Raw genomic sequence first — 16395 nt, forward strand, 5'->3', positions numbered from 1 at the left:
AGACACTATGGAGCAAATCCCTCATTTAGTGAGCGAGAATGGAACATCCACTTTGTACGTAAATGGTGAGCCTTACCTTGCGCTTGGCGGGGAAATTCATAATTCCAGCGCTTCAAATCTTGCCTATATGCAGGAGAAAGTGTGGCCAGAAGTTCGCAAGCTGAATTTAAATACGATTATTGCCCCGGTCTATTGGGAATTAATCGAGCCAGAGCAGGGCACGTTTGATTTTTCGCTCGTTGAGGGGTTAATTGAGCAGGCTCGTGCGGAAAATATTCGTTTAGTGCTCCTTTGGTTCGGCTTATGGAAAAATGGCAAGTCCAGCTATGTGCCGAGCTGGGTGAAACGGGATTATGCGACGTATTTCCGTGCCTGTTATGCCGATGGCTCGCCTTCGGATACGATTTCTCCGCTGTGCGAAGCGGCGGTAACGGCTGATGCGGCAGCTTTCAAGCGTCTGATGGCGTTTCTTAAAGCGTTTGATGAGGGAACCCACACCGTAATCATGATTCAGGTGGAAAATGAAATCGGCTTTCTAGGCAGTGAACGGGATTATTCAGCAGCGGCGAACGCTGGATTTGAAGCGGCTGTGCCTACGCAGGTAGCTGAGGGTTATGGCGTGCAGGGCAGCTGGGAGCGGGCTTTTGGAACGGATGCAGGCGAATGGTTCATGGCGTACCATTACGCGCTTGCGGTTGAACGCATTGCGAGCGCAGGCAGTGAGTCATATCCGCTGCCGATGTTCGTCAACGCATGGCTGGAGCAATATCCATGGCGGGCAGGCACGTATCCGAGCGGCGGGCCAGTCGCCAAGGTGATGAAAATGTGGAAGCTTGCGGCACCAACCCTGTGCCTATACGCACCGGATATTTATTTGTCCAGCTTTGCGGACGTATGCCAAGAGTACACGCAGGATGGCAATCCGCTGTTCATCCCTGAAGCGCGGCGCGATGTTTCCTCAGCTGCCAATGTGTTTTACGCTATGGGCAAGCACGATGCACTAGGCTTTGCGCCGTTCGGCATAGAAGGCTTTTTTCCTGAGGAAGCTGCAAGCGGCGGACCAGATTTCAGCATTATGATGGCGCTGAATATTGATTTTTCCGGGTTTGTCGTGAATGGAACAGGCCCGTACCTTGCGGCAAGCTACAAGCTGCTTGGCGGCATGCTCGGGCTAATTCAGCAAAATCGCGGCACGGGAAAAATGACCGGCTTTCTCCAGCAAAACGATGGCGGCTGCATTCTTCCCTTTTCCCGCTACGATGTGAAGCTGTCCTATAAACGGCCGGCAGAAGGGACGCCTCCAGCGGGCGGGCTCATCATTGAGCTGTCCGAGGATCGTTTTATTTTCGCGGGGATCGGTTTTTCGGTGGAGCTTCTACCCAAACAGGGCGAACGCGCGAAGGTCGGCTTGATCCGCGTGGAGGAAGGAGCATTCGAGCAAAATGAGTGGGTTCGAGGCAGAGTGCTGAACGGTGATGAGTCTGCGTATCGCATTGCGGTAGGCGATTATGCCTCGGCGCTATATATTGAGGCTTATACGTATAAATAAGGCTTATACGTACAAATAAAGCTTGATATGTACAAACAAAATCGTCGCTGTACCTAGGGCATCTATGCAAACGTAAGAAAGCCAACTGCTGATCGAATTTAGCGCCAAACGTATTTCCGTTACCGGGAGTGCTACTCCTTATCAAAGCGGGCATACTTACTTCAAGATAGCTTCGTTCTCTTCATCAGTGCGAGCATACGTGTCGAAAGATTGCTCGTTCTTTTCACCAATGACCATACGTGCAGAAAGATAGCTTCGTCCTTTTTGTTTCAGGGATTTAAATCGTGCGTAAGGGAGTGGCTTGGCGGACACAGCAGCCGCTATTTCAACAGAATCCAGGGTATGGCACCGTTTGCGGACTCAGGAGCAGCTAATGCGCTTGAAATAGCCATTTTGACGGGAAAATGAGGGCAATAACGGATTTCCTGTCCGCGTAGAACCTGAAATCGGGTCAAAAGCCTGAATAGCGGAACCTGAGTCCTCGCAAAAAGGTCTGAGCATTTCGACCGGAACTGCGTGAGCTCAGCATCAATCGTAGGCTGCGTTTCCACACCATTGAATCGTGAGATGAGATCGACCTCAGTAGGCTATAAGCTTGCAGCATTAGGTAGACTATGTTTTGCATACACACCTCAGTTGATCTAAACAAGCGCTGCTTAATCATGCATATGCAAAATAATATAAAAAAAATAGCCCTCCTGGCTTCCGCTTAACGCGTTCCTGGAAGGGCTATTCGTCATCGATAGGATGGCGCGCTGGATGAATGGCGGACGATAAATTGCGTGTCGACGGCAATTTTAGTTTTGACCGCATGGTCCTGTTCGATGGCTTCAATGGCTAAATCGACGGCAAGATGGGCCATGCGTTCTTTTTCAACATGAACGGTTGTGAGCTCTGGTGAAACAATTCGCGCCTCAGAAATGTTGTCGAAGCCAACGACAGAGGTGTCCTCGGGAACGCGGAACCCAAGGTCAGTCAGCGTCTTAATGGCGCTGATCGCGATGTAGTCGCATTCGCAGAAAAAGGCGGTTGGCAGCTGGCGTCCGGCCGCTTGATAGGCCGCGAGCTGATTTTTCAGCTCCTCCTGAAATGAGGTTATCGTCGGGGCGACGGAAAAAATGTCTTTCTCGTCGATCGACAGTCCCCGCTCCTCTAATGCGGACATAAACCCTTTGCGCCGATCATCAAAATTGCTAATCCGCACATTGGATGCCAAATAACCGATATGCTCGTGGCCAAGCTGGCATAGATGCTCACCCGCCTGATAACCGCCCATCACATTGTTGATCGTAATGAAATGGACGGGAAGCGTCTCAAAGCAGGTATCAAGCACGACGAGCTGTGCGGGCAAGCGGTCAGCCAAACTGGCAATTTGCTCTCTATCGAGGTTCGTGCCGAGCAAAATGACGCCATCGCTGCGGATATCCTCCGCCAAGGCATGGCTGTCACTGGAAAAAGCGTTGACGTCAATTGACGTAAACAGCAGTGAATAGCCCTTGGCCCGGCAGCGTACCTCTATGTAATGAATGAGCTCACGGAAAAAAGGCTGCTGATAATATTGCTCCAGTACGATGCCAGAATTGGCTAAAACGAGAAAGGTCAGCGTTTTGCTGGCGGCTTCCGGCTGTGCGGCTCGTGTTTTAGGCAGATAGCCATTGTCCTTGGCAACCTGCAAAATGCGCTCGCGGGTTTCTTGTCCGATTCCCGGCTTGCCGCTGAAGGCAAGCGAAACTGCTGATTTCGAAACGCCGGCAAGGGCGGCGATGTCTTCCATTTTCACAATAAGTGATTCTCCCTTCGAGCTTTAAGCCGTTTGTTTAGTAAGTTTAGTGTATATCCAGCGGGCATTAAAAGCAATGGACATTCGTGGTTTAGCTAAATAATTTAGTTAACACACTAAATTAAAGCGTTTTATTTATATAAACTTATTGACTAGTCGCAGCTTTGCTGCTAAATTGGGAATATGAATGCAGGAAAAGTCCATCAAAAGTTTCGTTTTAGTTTAGTTTGTTTCGCTAAACTTATAATAGGCTAGAAGCAGCAGCCAATAGGAGGATGCGAGGATGATTTTTAGTGAGGAAACGAAGATCGGATACATTTGGGCGAGCCCCGAGGGACGGAAGGTTTTGCTGAAGCATGCTCCTGAGCTTGCGCATTCGCCATATCTTTCTTTTATAAAAATGAACACACTGCCGCGCTTCGCAACCTCAAACCAAGCGTTAATGCGCTCACCGGAATGGGTGGCGGAGGTGCTGGCTGAGCTTGCTGGCATTGAATACGTAATTGAGGATGAAACGGCGCAGGAGGCTGCTTCTGCTTTAGATACGGTGAGCAAGGAAGCTTCAGCAGCACAGCTGCCGAACGAGGCACCGCTAGAGGCTGAGGGGTCGGCGAAGCTGCTCGCGCAGAGCGAAGTCGCGCGCTGGGCCGTTTATGAGCTGGAGCTGCATGGCCCCGCTCATGGCAACCCTTTCACGGACGCGACTCTCAGCGCCGTGTTCAGCCAAGGAAACAGAAGCCTGACCGCACAAGGCTTCTACGACGGAGACGGCATCTATCGCGTGCGCTTCATGCCCGATGCCGAAGGCGAGTGGCGCTACCGCACGAGCAGCAGCGTCCGCGCCATGAACGGCATTGCCGGCAGCTTCGCCTGCCGCAGCGCCGAAACCGGCAACCACGGTCCGGTGCGGGTAGCGGACACGTATCATTTTTCCTACGAGGACGGCAGCCGTTATTTGCCTGTAGGAACTACCTGCTATGCGTGGACGCATCAGGGGCAGGAGCTGGAGGAGCAGACGCTCGCCACGCTCGCGCAGACGCCGTTCAACAAGCTGCGGATGTGCGTATTCCCCAAAGCCTACCTATTTAATGATAATGAACCGCCGCTTTATCCGTATGAGCGTTTGGCAGATGGGCAATGGGATTTCACGCGCTTTAATCCGGCGTATTTCCGCCATTTGGAACAGCGGATCGCTGATTTAGGAAAGCTGGGCATCGAGGCGGATTTGATTTTGTTCCATGCGTATGATCGCTGGGGCTTCTCCGAAATGTCGAAAGCGGCAGATGACCGCTACCTGCGCTACATTACAGCGCGTTTAGCGGCTTACCGCAACGTTTGGTGGTCGCTCGCCAATGAATATGACCTGATGTGGGCGAAGGAGGAGCCGGATTGGGAGCGTTTTGCCCAGATCGTTACGGATAATGATCCATACGGGCATCTCATTTCCATCCATAATTGCTTCGGTTTTTATGACTATACCCGACCTTGGGTGACGCATTGCAGCGTTCAGCGAGTGGATGTGTACCGGACAGCGGAGAACACCGACCAGTGGCGCAAGGACTGGAATAAGCCGATTGTCATTGACGAATGTGCCTATGAAGGCGATATCGATATGGGCTGGGGCAATATTTCGGGCGAAGAAATGGTGCGCCGCTTCTGGGAAGGTGCGGTTCGCGGCGGCTATGTCGGCCATGGAGAGACTTATTTGCACCCGGAGGACATTTTGTGGTGGTCGAAGGGCGGCAAGCTGCATGGCACAAGCCCAGAGCGGATTGCCTTTCTGAAAAAAGTGCAGGAGGAAGGGCCGGAGCAGGGCCTAAATCCATTGCGATCCGAGTGGGACGCACCATCGGCTGGCATTGCCGACACTTATTATTTGTTTTATTACGGCTTCAATCAGCCGCGCTATCGGAACTTTACGATGAAGCCGGGCATCGCGTATGAGGTGGAAGTGCTGGATACGTGGAACATGACGGTGACCAAGCAGGCTGGTATTTATGAAGGAACGTTTCGCATTGAGCTGCCGGGCAGGCCATATATGGCGATTCGAATGCAGCGTGCAAATACGAATGGATAATAGCTTGGCCTAATCGTTCATTATGAGTCAACAAGGGGGAGTCAGCGGTGAAAAAGTTGAAGCTTGGCTACGCGCCAACAAGGCGGTTTGTTTTTAGTGCAGAGGATGCGTTTCGGTATAAGGTGCTCATTAAGGAAAAAATCGAAAGCTTCGGCATGGATATTGACATTGTCGATCTGGAGGGTCTCAACAGCGAGGGGCTGCTCTATGATGATCATATTAATGCGGAGGAGATTGCAGAGCATTTCCGGCGTGAAAATGTCGATGCGGTTTTTTTCCCGCATTGCAACTTCGGCACGGAGGATACCGTTGCCCGCGTAGGCAAGGCGCTCGGCAAGCCGGTGCTGCTGTGGGGCCCGCGCGATGAGTCGCCGCTTGAGGACGGCATGCGCCTGCGCGATACGCAGTGCGGACTATTCGCTTCCGGCAAGGTGCTGCGCCGCTTCAACGTGCCGTTCACCTATGTAACGAACACAAGGGTCGATGATCCGGTGTTTGAGCGCGGGTTCACGAACTTTATCGCCGCGGCCAATGTGGTCCGTAAGTTTCGTTCTTTAAGAATTTTGCAAATCGGGCCGCGCCCTGCTTCCTTTTGGACGATGATGTGCAATGAAGGCGAGCTGCTTGAGCGGTTCGGCATTGAAATTCATCCGATTACGCTCGTCGATATTCAGCGCGCTTCGCAGCGCATTGAGAAAGGCAATAGCTCCGAGCTGGCGCAAGCGATCGACTACATTAAAGCGAAGCTCGACTGGTCGGAAGTGACGGAAGCCGATGTGCGCCGTATTGCTGCGCTTAAGGTAGCGATGAAGCAATATGCGGTGCAGACAGGCAGCACAGCGATTGCAATCCAATGCTGGTCTTCGCTTCAGGATGCGATGGGCATTATGCCTTGCCTAGCCAATGCAATCCTCACCGATGAGCAAATTCCGGTTACCTGTGAGACAGATATTCACGGCGCTATTACGTCAGTCATGGTGCAAGCTGCAACGATGAATCAGCATCCAACCTTCTTCGCGGATTTGACTGTGCGCCACCCGGAAAACGCCAATGGCGAGCTGCTTTTCCATTGCGGCAACTTCCCGGTTTCCTTGTCTGTCGAGAACAAGCCAAAGCTGCGCAAGCATTTTCTGTTTGACGATCATGCGCCGGGAACACATGAAGGAGAGATTAAAGGCGGCGGCATGACGCTTGCCCGCTTCGACGGCGACCACGGCGAATACCAGCTGTTTTTGGGCAAAGCACGCGGGATTCAGGGACCTTATACGCGCGGTTCGTATGTATGGGTCGAGGTTAACGATTGGCCGCTATGGGAAGAAAAGCTGGTTAAAGGCCCTTACGTTCACCACTCCGTCGGCATTCACGCCAATGCGATTCCAGCGCTGTATGAAGCGTGCCAATATATTCCTGGCTTGAAGCCAGATGCGGTTGATCCGACAGAGCGGGAAATTCAGGCATGGCTGCGCGGCTCAGGCTTGTAATCGGGATAGAAGGCAACGCGGAGGAAAACAACGAGGAGGGCTAGCGATGGGGAGCAACGCAAGCATGAGCAGCAAGGAGCTCAAAAGCAAAGCAGCACAAATCCGGATGGATTTGCTGCGCATGATTCATGGCGCAAAGACGGGACATACGGGCGGTTCATTGAGCAATACGGATATTTTAACGGCCTTATATTATAAAATTATGACGATTGATCCGGCCCGTCCAAAATGGCAGGAGCGCGACCGTTTTATTGCAAGCAAAGGGCATTCTGTCGAATCATTATGGTGCATTTTGGCTGACCGCGGTTTTTTCCCGAAGGAGGAGCTTGCGACGTTTAGCCAGTTTGGAACAAGGCTCATCGGCCATCCGAACAATAAAGTGCCAGGCATTGAGATGAATACGGGAGCGCTTGGGCACGGGCTGGCGATATCGGTAGGCATGGCGCTTGCTGCGAAGAAGGATGCGAGAGCGAGCCGCGTATTTTGCCTAATGGGCGACGGCGAGCAGGCGGAAGGCTCGGTCTGGGAAGCGGCGATGGCTGGCGCTCATTACAAGCTCGACAATTTGGTTGGCATTATCGACCGCAACCGGCTGCAAATTAGCGGTTCGACGGAAGAGGTTATGGGACTGGAGCCATTGGAGGAAAAATGGGCCGCTTTCGGCTGGCATGTCGTCTCCATCGATGGCAATGATATAGACGCGCTTGTAGAAGCTTTCGAGTCTGCCCCGGCTGTGGCTGGCAAACCTACGCTCGTTATGGCGAATACGGTGAAGGGCAAAGGAGTGTCATTTGCTGAAAATGTTCCGCATTGGCATCATCATGTGCCTAACGATGAGGAGCTGGCAAAGGCGCTAGCTGAGCTTGAAGCCGTCATCAACAGCTACTCACAGGAAGGGCAGGTGCAATAAGCGATGGCGAATAAAATACCGAATCGGCAAGTCATTTGCGAGACGCTGGTGACGCTGGCGCAGGAAGACAAAGATATTATGGTGCTGGCGAGCGACTCGCGCGGCTCGGCGGCAATGGCGCCTTTCGCCAATGCTTATCCCGAGCAGTTTGTAGAGGTCGGCATCGCGGAGCAAAATATTGTCGGCATCTCAGCAGGCCTTGCCCACAGCGGCAAAAAGCCATTCGTGACGTCGCCGGCTTGCTTCCTGAGCATGCGCAGCATCGAACAAATAAAAGTCGATGTCGCGTATTCTGGCACAAATGTGAAGCTCGTTGGCATTAGCGGCGGCATTAGCTACGGCGCACTCGGCATGTCGCACCATTCGGTGCAGGATATCGCTGTGGCACGGGCGATTCCGGGGCTAGCGATTATATTGCCGGCGGATCGCCATGAGACGAAGCGGATGACCGAAGCGCTTGCCGTACATGAGGGCGGCGTGTACGTCCGTATCGGCCGCAATCCGGTCGAAGACAGCTACGAGTCGGATGACTACGAATTTGTCATTGGCAAAGCGGTTACGATGCGTGAAGGCAGCGATATTACGATCATTGCGACGGGAGAGACGGTACGCATCGCCTTGGATGCGCAGGCAGAGCTGGCGGAAGCAGGCGTGTCGGCACGTGTGCTGAACATGCATACGATCAAGCCGCTTGACGAGGAAGCCATTGTGCGGGCTGCGCAGGAAACGGGCGGCATCATTACCGTTGAGGAGCACAGCATTCATGGCGGGCTGGGCGCAGCGGTTGCCGAGGTAGTCGTGCAGCAGCATCCGGTACCGATGCGGATTTTGGGCATTCCCGATGAGCCGGCGATAGCTGGGAAATCGTCCGAAGTGTTTGACCATTATGGCATTAGCAGCAGCAATATAAAAGCGGTTGCTCTAGGCATGCTGAGAAAGTAGAGGGCCTTGGCGATGGACAAAAGCTATCTGCTGACGATTGATCAAAGCACGTCCGGCACGAAGGCGCTCGTCATTAATCGCGCGGGCGAGGTTGTGTCCCGCAGTGCTGCGGAGCATAAGCAGTATTATCCGCAAGCAGGCTGGGTGGAGCATGACCCGCTGGAAATTTATGAGCAGGTGAAGCGGACAGCGAAGGAAGCACTGGAGGCGGCAGGCATAGCAGCGGGCGAGCTTGCGGCCCTTACCATTACGAATCAGCGGGAGACCGCTGTAATGTGGGATAAGGAGACGGGCGAGCCCGTTCATCGCGCCATTGTGTGGCAGTGCCAGCGTACTGCTGAGCGCTGCGATGCGCTAAAGGCAGAGGGCTTGGAGCCGCTTGTACAGGCGAAGACAGGCCTGCTGCTTGATCCGTATTTCTCGGCGGCAAAATGGGGCTGGCTGCTGGAGCATGCCGCCGGCGCCAAGGAGCTGCTCGCAGCAGGCAGGCTGCTCGTCGGTACGATCGACAGCTGGCTGCTATGGAAGCTGACGGGCGGGGACGTGCATGCAACCGACTATACGAATGCGAGCCGAACGTCGCTGTTTAATATTCATACGCTCGAGTGGGATGCGGAATTATGTGGGCTGTTCGGCCTTCCACCTGCGCTGCTGCCCGAGGTGAAATGCTCGGATGAGCGGTTCGGTTACACGAACGACTCGGATTTATTCGCTGAGCCCGTCGCGATAGCGGGCGTCGTTGGCGATTCGCAAGCTGCGCTTTATGGGCAGCTGTGCTTGGAGCCCGGCATGGCGAAGGCAACCTACGGCACCGGGACGTCGGTGCTGATGAATGTGGGGAGCAAGCCAGTCGCTTCCAGCAATGGGCTGGTGCTCGCCATTGCTTGGGGGCTCAGCGGCAAAATGACCTATGCGCTGGAAGCGGTCATTCGCACCTCCGGCGACAGCATGCGCTGGGTGCGGGATAATCTGGGGCTGTTCAGCTCGTTTAGCGAGCTTGCGCAGCTGCTTGAGGAGACGCCAGACAATGATGGCGTCTATCTAGTCCCAGCCTTCGTTGGGCTGGGCGCGCCCTATTGGAAGCCGCATGCCCGGGCGGCGATTACCGGCATGAGCCGGGGAACGGGCAAGGCGCATATTGTGCGCGCCGCCCTGGAAAGCATCGCCTATCAGGTGCGCGATGCGGCCGAGCTGATGCAGGCGGAGACCGGCATCGCTCTGAAAGGTTTGCGGGCCGATGGCGGAGCGTCGGATAATGCCGTGCTCATGCAGTTCCAGGCGGATATGCTCGGGCAAACCGTCGCTAAATCCGGCGTAGCGGAGCTTTCCGCAATGGGCTCTGCCTATATGGGCGGCGTAAGTGCAGGCTTTTGGGCGAATGAGGAGCAACTGGTTCAGCTATTGAGCACTAAGGAGAACGCTTATCGCTCGTATGCGCCTGCGATGAAGCAGCAAGAGAGAGACCGCTTGTACAAAGGCTGGAAGCAAGCGGTTGCCTCTGTATTGCATGACGGCTAGTTAAGTCAACAATTAAACGACTTTTTGTATGACTTTAGGCAACGAAGCATGTTATAATGCTTATAGATTATGCGTACAATGCAAAGAGAGCCGTGCGTCAACACGACTCTCTGCGCAATAGCCGCTTTTAAGGGCGGTAGGCTCCGCAATGAATGAGATACACGAATAGACCGCATTCCTTTGCTAGAGGGCGGTCTATTTGCGTTTATTGGACAGCAGCGCTACGATAAGCGTACCAAAGGTAAGCATAAGCATGAGTGCTTCAAATACTGTCACAAGGCATTCCTCCCTTCTATCGAGAGGTAGAAGGGCCGCCCTTGTAAGCCTATTCTATTACTTTGCGATTATACCATGGAGCAGGCTGAAATGGATAGATATGTATATTTAGAATAAGCTTTAGCAGCGCAAAATAGCCAACATTGACGCAGGTACAAGCTTTAAGGTATAAAAAGAGTGTAAACGCTTTTATTTTCACATCGAGAGGGGAATTACCTTTATGACATTGGAAATTGGATTGCAGCTGTTTTCTGCCAAAACCGAATTTGCACGCGATCGCGCCGGCACTTTAAATAAAATTGCGGAGATTGGCTACAAAAACATCGAAATCCCACTCGATTTTACAGGCCAGGATATGTTTAAGCTGGGGGACTTAAAGGCTGCTGATTTGAAGCAAATGGTAGATCAAGCAGGCTTGAATGTGATTGCCACGCACATTTTCGTCTCGGACGATGCGCAAATCGCTGATGTCATTGCCTTCAATCAAGAGCTGGGCAGTACGAAAGCGATTATTCCGATTTCATTTTTCACCAATTACGAGGATGTCCTTGCCTTCAGCGAGAAGCTGAACCGCTATGGCAGCCAAATGCGCGAGCAGGGCATCAGCCTGCTTTATCATAACCATTTCCATGAGTTCCAGAAGTTTAATGGAAGCTATGCGCTCGATATTATTTTGGAGCATACTTCTCCTGAAAATGTCGGTTTCGAGCTTGATACCTACTGGGCGCTTCGCGGCGGCGTTGATGCTGTAAGCTATATCGAGAAGCTGGGCAGCCGCTGCGAATTTATTCATCAGAAGGATTTGCCGGCGAGCGTTAACCCGGTTAACCTTTTTGAAACGCTTGATGAAAATGAGCCTGTGACGATGGGAACGTTCATGTCGATTGGCAGCCCGGATGCATTCACCGAAATTGGAGAAGGCACGATTGATATTGCGGGCATTTTGCGGGCGACCCAAAAGCATACAAGCACTAAATACATCATTGTAGAGCAGGACGCAACAAACAAGGGCGAGCTGGAAAGCATTGAGGTTAGCTATAAAGCTTTGACTAAGCTGTTGGCTGAGCTGTAGAATACAGCAATTATAAACGACTGCTATCATAGTTGAAAAAGTAAGAGCCGAGATCTGTTTTGCAGATTTCGGCTCTTTTTGATTTTGCCCAAGTAATTCCCAGCCGACCCAAAATCGAATGGGCTAAAGCATTGACTAATTTCCTGAAAAGATTTATAGTGATAAATAGTTTAGTGATGAAATATTTATTAATTGCGCTTTATGGCTAAGCGCTGGAATGATTGTTCGAGGAAAGCAATTACGATGAAAGCAATCAAGAAAGGAGTGAATACATGCCAAGCAGGGAAGACGTCGTCGAGCTCTCCACTATGTTCAAATTGATCATGAGAAATGCAAATACAGAGTGGAACAAGCGGATGCAAGGGAATATGTCGTTGTCCCAGTTCAAGCTGCTTTATTGGCTCAAGCAGGGTGGTCAGCAAAGAGTGTCCGATCTGGCGGAGAAAATGTGCATTTCCGCTGCCGCCATAACGGGATTGGCTGATAAGCTGTCTGCTGACGGCAACATTGATCGGGTTCGGGATGAGGAAGACCGCCGTGTCGTATACATCGATATTACCGATAAAGGGAAAGCTACACTCGACCAAATATCGGATGATCAAAAAGAGACGCTGAGCATGATGTTGGACTGTTTGGATCCAGAGGACATCGCGCATTTAAAACGGATTTTCAAAAAGCTAAGCGTTCAATTTCATACTTAATTCACACCGGATGAGAGGAAGAGATTTTATTTATGGAACATTTATCACAAAAAAGAAAGCTGACCATTATGGTGGCAATTATGTTCGCTATGTTTTTTGCAGCGATCAACCAAACCATCGTCAGTACGGCGATGCCAAGAATTATTGCGGAGCTGCACGGTATGGAGCTGTATACATGGTCGATTTCGATCTACATGCTCACTTCAACCATTGCGACCGTTCTTGTCGGCAAGCTGTCGGATATTTACGGACGTAAGCCATTTATATTGGCTGGTATTTTATTTTTTATCATCGGCGCTTTTCTTGCAGGGACGTCGACTGACGTTTATCAAATGATTTTCTATCGTGCGATACAAGGTGTGGGCGCGGGTATTATTATGGCAACAGCCTTTACCGCAGTAGGCGACTTATTCCCGCCAAGGGAACGCGGCAAATGGACCGGAATTATGACAGCCGTTTTTGGTTTTTCCAGCGTTCTTGGCCCAACCTTCGGCGGTTATATCGTTGACCACATGGCGTGGCACTGGGTGTTCTGGATTTTCCTGCCGATCGGCATTATCGCCTTCATTATGATTTTGATGCTGTTTCCGAAGACGGAACGCAAGCAATCCGAGTCGATTGACTACTTGGGCTCGCTGTTTCTGACAACTACGCTTGTGCCATTGCTGCTTGCTTTTACATGGGCAGGTACGAAATATGCTTGGGGCTCTGCCCAAACCATTGGTTTATTCGCAGTAACGATCGTATCAGCGATCATTTTTGTAGCCGTTGAATCCAAGGCGAAAAGCCCTGTGCTTCCGCTTCATTTTTTCAAAAATGGAATTGTAACGCTCTCTAATGTGATTGGCTTCCTGATGAACTTCGGGATGATGGGCGCTTTGATTTACCTCAGCTTCTTCGTGCAAGGCGTGCTGGCGATTTCGCCAACCTATGCCGGATATGTAACGATGCCCATGTCGATTGGTATGGTCATTACGAGCGCGATTGGCGGCCAATTGATCAGCAAATCGGGCAAATACAAAAAATTCGCCTTAATCGGCATGCCGCTCATGGTGGCAGGCATGGTGATGATGGTGTTCATGAACAGCGTGTGGATGGCGGTTCTGGCGATGACTGTTTTCGGCCTGGGCCTCGGCCTTGGGATGCCGGTATTCTCGCTGGCCATTCAAAATGCGGTTCCATTCAAGGAGCTTGGCGCCGTTACGGCGGCAATGCAGCTGTTCCGTAATATGGGCGGTACCATCGGTATTGCTGTAATGGGCACCGTGCTTTCAACCAGCTTGAAAAATAATCTGACGGAGCTTGCCCAGTCTGGGGAAGCGGTTGACCTAAGCAAGCTTGATCCGAAAGTAGCCCAAGAGTTTGCCGTATTTGCCAATCCGCAAATGCTGACGAACCAGCCGGAGCTGGAAAAGCTGCATCAAAGCTTGCCAGCCGACCTTCAACCGTTATTTACTAAAATGGTTGAAATGCTTCGCGAGGCGCTCGCTTCGTCGCTTTCTACCGTGTTTCTGGCAGGTACGCTCATTTTGGTGGGCGCGGTTATTCTGACCTTCTTCCTGAAAGAAATTCCGCTCCGCACCTCGAATGCAACGCCACAGCCGGCAAATCCGGATGCAGCGTCGGATACGGATGCAGGCAGCAAGCTGCGCGGCAAGCTTGTCGGTCAGACGACAGAATAAGCAAATTCAAATCTGTACGCTTCTATATCAAAATGAATGCCATTAATAAAAAAGCTCTCCTGCATGAGGTCAGGCTTCACAAAAGCCGACTTTAAGCAGGAGAGCTTTTTTGTAGAGGAAAACCAGAAGTGATTGATGTGCAATCAGGCATCTCTTGCGCAGCGGAATCCCATATTGCCGGAAGCGCTGTCGGGCGTATTGGAGCTGCGGGCGGCAACCCGATAACGATTGCAGTAGGAGCGATGGCACAGGTAGGAGCCGCCCTTCATCACCTTGCTTTGTCCTCTTGGAGGCCCTTGAGGGTTTAGGAGCGAAGCTGATTGGTGATAATCAACACTAAACCAGTCAGCGCAGAACTCCCATACATTTCCGACAACATTGTACAGGCCATATCCATTCGGCAAATAGGCATCTACAGGCGCAGTCCCTGCATACCCATCCATGTTAGTATTCAATGTCGGAAATTTCCCCTGCCAGATGTTGCAGCGATATTGTCCGTCGGGCTTCAAATCATCTCCCCAAGGATAACGCTTTTGATCCAGTCCGCCACGAGCAGCATACTCCCACTCCGCCTCCGTTGGGAGCCGTTTCCCCGACCATTTGCAATAGGCTAAGGCATCGTTAAAGGAAACCTGTACGACAGGATGATCCATCCGGTCTTCAATGCTGGAATCCGGCCCATCCGGATGCTTCCAGTCGGCGCCCTCCACGACCCACCACCAAGGTGTGCGTTGAACAGATCGGGTAACCGTCCGCGCACATGCCTCTGAAACAAAAAGATGGAATACGTAAGACCAGCCATATTGCTCGGATTCGGTTGCGTAGCCAGTATCATCAACAAATTGTTTGAATTCCCGGTTGCTGACCGCATAGGCATCTATATAAAACGGAGATAGCTCAACCTCGCGAACTGGTCCTTCCCCGTCGCTGGGAAACCCTTCTAAATCGTCAGTTCCCATCTGAAAAGTGCCACCTGGCAATAATATCATAGAAGGCTGAGGCGGATTTTCGGAGGGTTTGCTTGCTCTCAGCGGTTTATGGAAGCAAGTAGATGAAGATAATGGAGCTGTGCTGCTGTCTTGGCGTCTTGCTGCACAACAAGACTTGTCAGGCTGATGATTCATTTCATCACTCATTAATCGATATCCCTCTTTTTATATGATTTCTTATCTACGGATCACGGATACGCAAGCTTACTCGTGCTTGATACCATGTTGCAGCAGTCGGCGTCTATACGCCATTGGCGACATGCCCTCAGATTGCTGAAAAGCCCGGGAGAAATGGTGCTGGTCTTCAAAGCCTATTTGACTTGCAATATCTTTAATCGGGTAGGAGGTCAGCATTAGCAAATCTCTAGCCCGCTGGAGTCGGGCATGGCGAACGTATTTCATGGGAGACAAACCATAAGTCGTTTGAAACAGCGTCCGCAGCTGCTCCTTGCTAAGCGATACATAGGTGGCAAGATCTTCAAGTGATGGCGGCTTATCCAAGCGTTTTTCTACATAATCACAAATCTCGAATACACGGTCATCATAAGAGACGGGGTGTTCAGGAAGCCGGTAACGGATCGTTTGAAACAGCTGCTGTACCCACAACATGCCCTTTGCGCGAATTTTTAAATGCTGAATCGTTTGGTCTGTATTTAATTTGAATAAAGGAAATGGTTTGTCGTAGCCCTTTTCGCTCGATTTAATGTCCTTTTCGTCAAATGGCTGCAGAAAAGCATTATAATCGTCTGCCAGCCTTCTCCATTCTTCAATTAAAGCGTGTATGTCTTCGGAAGGAGCATCAGAGACGACATGGGGAAATCTGTAGGAATGAATAAAATCCATCGCTCCGACCTTGGCTTCACAGGCCAATGACAAATAATGAAACGGCTGATCGGCGCTAACCTCTCCCCAGGCTAGAGCTGTTTTGGGAGCAATGGAGACGATGTCTCCTTTCTTAAGGGGATAACGAATGTGATTAAGCTCAATGACAGCTGTCCCAGACAAGACGATCCAGAAGGTTGTGTAAGGGAAAATATACATATGCTCACGCCTCTTCGATAACTTCCATTCCTTTAACCAGCGGATATTAATGTTCAAGTGATCCAAAGAGCTTTGATTGCTAAACTCAATGAGATTTTTCATGGTGAACGACCTTTCCTGGCGGCAGTCTGTATTTTTGAAACATATTAGCTTGCTTGTGATAAATACGAGCGACAGTCATGATGCTATAATTGTAAGCATTAACGAGCTTTAATACAAGTAAGTTAATAGGAATAATAAGTTTGTGTTTCAAATATAGGAAAGTCTATCATTTCGTTATCCTTTCTCTATATTTCTCGGAATGAAACGCGCCGCGCCGCCAAAAGGACGGAGACAGCCGTTTCACCTTCAGACCAGATAACTGGATGACATTTTGC

Annotated in this window: 13 protein-coding genes; 9 read left to right on the forward strand and 4 right to left on the reverse strand. The window is 51.2% G+C overall.

Translation table 11 applies throughout. The features are described 5' to 3' along the window. Positions 1-7 precede the first annotated feature (7 nt). Positions 8-1549 carry a DUF5597 domain-containing protein gene (locus tag AC50Y5_RS05125; RefSeq protein WP_494858923.1) on the forward strand — a complete coding sequence of 514 codons (1542 nt, stop codon included), beginning with the start codon at positions 8-10 and terminating at the stop codon, positions 1547-1549. A gap of 736 nt (positions 1550-2285) precedes the next feature. Here the strand turns inward: AC50Y5_RS05125 and AC50Y5_RS05130 are convergent. After that, the gene (locus tag AC50Y5_RS05130; protein WP_200931585.1) at positions 2286-3329 is read right to left on the reverse strand and encodes a LacI family DNA-binding transcriptional regulator; all 1044 of its coding nucleotides are present in this window, start codon (positions 3327-3329) and stop codon (positions 2286-2288) included. Positions 3330-3612: 283 nt separating this feature from the next. Here AC50Y5_RS05130 and AC50Y5_RS05135 point away from each other — a divergent pair, with 283 nt between their 5' ends. From AC50Y5_RS05135 to glpK, 5 genes are all read left to right on the forward strand, one after another. Continuing rightward, a complete protein-coding gene (locus tag AC50Y5_RS05135) occupies positions 3613-5406 on the forward strand; it encodes a DUF5605 domain-containing protein (protein ID WP_494858925.1) in 1794 nt (597 codons plus the stop codon). Positions 5407-5453: 47 nt separating this feature from the next. Further along, the gene (locus AC50Y5_RS05140) at positions 5454-6887 is read left to right on the forward strand and encodes an L-fucose/L-arabinose isomerase family protein (RefSeq protein WP_056030699.1); all 1434 of its coding nucleotides are present in this window, start codon (positions 5454-5456) and stop codon (positions 6885-6887) included. A 64-nt stretch (positions 6888-6951) separates the two neighbouring features. Further along, positions 6952-7797, forward strand: coding sequence for a transketolase (locus AC50Y5_RS05145; protein ID WP_056032860.1), 846 nt, complete (start codon positions 6952-6954; stop codon positions 7795-7797). A gap of 3 nt (positions 7798-7800) precedes the next feature. Then, positions 7801-8739 carry a transketolase family protein gene (locus tag AC50Y5_RS05150; protein WP_056030696.1) on the forward strand — a complete coding sequence of 313 codons (939 nt, stop codon included), beginning with the start codon at positions 7801-7803 and terminating at the stop codon, positions 8737-8739. A 12-nt stretch (positions 8740-8751) separates the two neighbouring features. Further along, complete coding sequence (gene glpK / locus AC50Y5_RS05155) at positions 8752-10257, forward strand: glycerol kinase GlpK (RefSeq protein WP_494858928.1); 1506 nt, start codon at positions 8752-8754, stop codon at positions 10255-10257. Positions 10258-10452: 195 nt separating this feature from the next. On the opposite strand, the gene AC50Y5_RS05160 is transcribed toward glpK, so the two are convergent. Continuing rightward, positions 10453-10533, reverse strand: coding sequence for a putative holin-like toxin (locus AC50Y5_RS05160; RefSeq protein ID WP_442952516.1), 81 nt, complete (start codon positions 10531-10533; stop codon positions 10453-10455). Positions 10534-10753: 220 nt separating this feature from the next. Between AC50Y5_RS05160 and AC50Y5_RS05165 the strand changes: the two genes are divergently transcribed. From AC50Y5_RS05165 to AC50Y5_RS05175, 3 genes are all read left to right on the forward strand, one after another. Then, a complete protein-coding gene (locus AC50Y5_RS05165; RefSeq protein ID WP_494858930.1) occupies positions 10754-11605 on the forward strand; it encodes a sugar phosphate isomerase/epimerase family protein in 852 nt (283 codons plus the stop codon). A 272-nt stretch (positions 11606-11877) separates the two neighbouring features. Next, the gene (locus tag AC50Y5_RS05170; protein WP_056030685.1) at positions 11878-12306 is read left to right on the forward strand and encodes a MarR family winged helix-turn-helix transcriptional regulator; all 429 of its coding nucleotides are present in this window, start codon (positions 11878-11880) and stop codon (positions 12304-12306) included. A gap of 32 nt (positions 12307-12338) precedes the next feature. Beyond that, positions 12339-13988: an MDR family MFS transporter gene (locus tag AC50Y5_RS05175; RefSeq protein ID WP_056030682.1), complete on the forward strand. Its 1650-nt coding sequence runs from the start codon at positions 12339-12341 to the stop codon at positions 13986-13988. Between the two features lie 143 nt (positions 13989-14131). Here AC50Y5_RS05175 and AC50Y5_RS05180 read toward each other — a convergent pair whose 3' ends face one another. Both AC50Y5_RS05180 and AC50Y5_RS05185 read right to left on the reverse strand, forming a co-directional pair. Then, the gene (locus AC50Y5_RS05180) at positions 14132-15124 is read right to left on the reverse strand and encodes a formylglycine-generating enzyme family protein (protein ID WP_494858933.1); all 993 of its coding nucleotides are present in this window, start codon (positions 15122-15124) and stop codon (positions 14132-14134) included. Positions 15125-15181: 57 nt separating this feature from the next. Further along, positions 15182-16120, reverse strand: coding sequence for a helix-turn-helix domain-containing protein (locus AC50Y5_RS05185; RefSeq protein WP_056030679.1), 939 nt, complete (start codon positions 16118-16120; stop codon positions 15182-15184). Between the last annotated feature and the right edge of the window lie 275 nt (positions 16121-16395).

Source organism: Paenibacillus sp. JT22N7, from assembly GCF_059383875.1.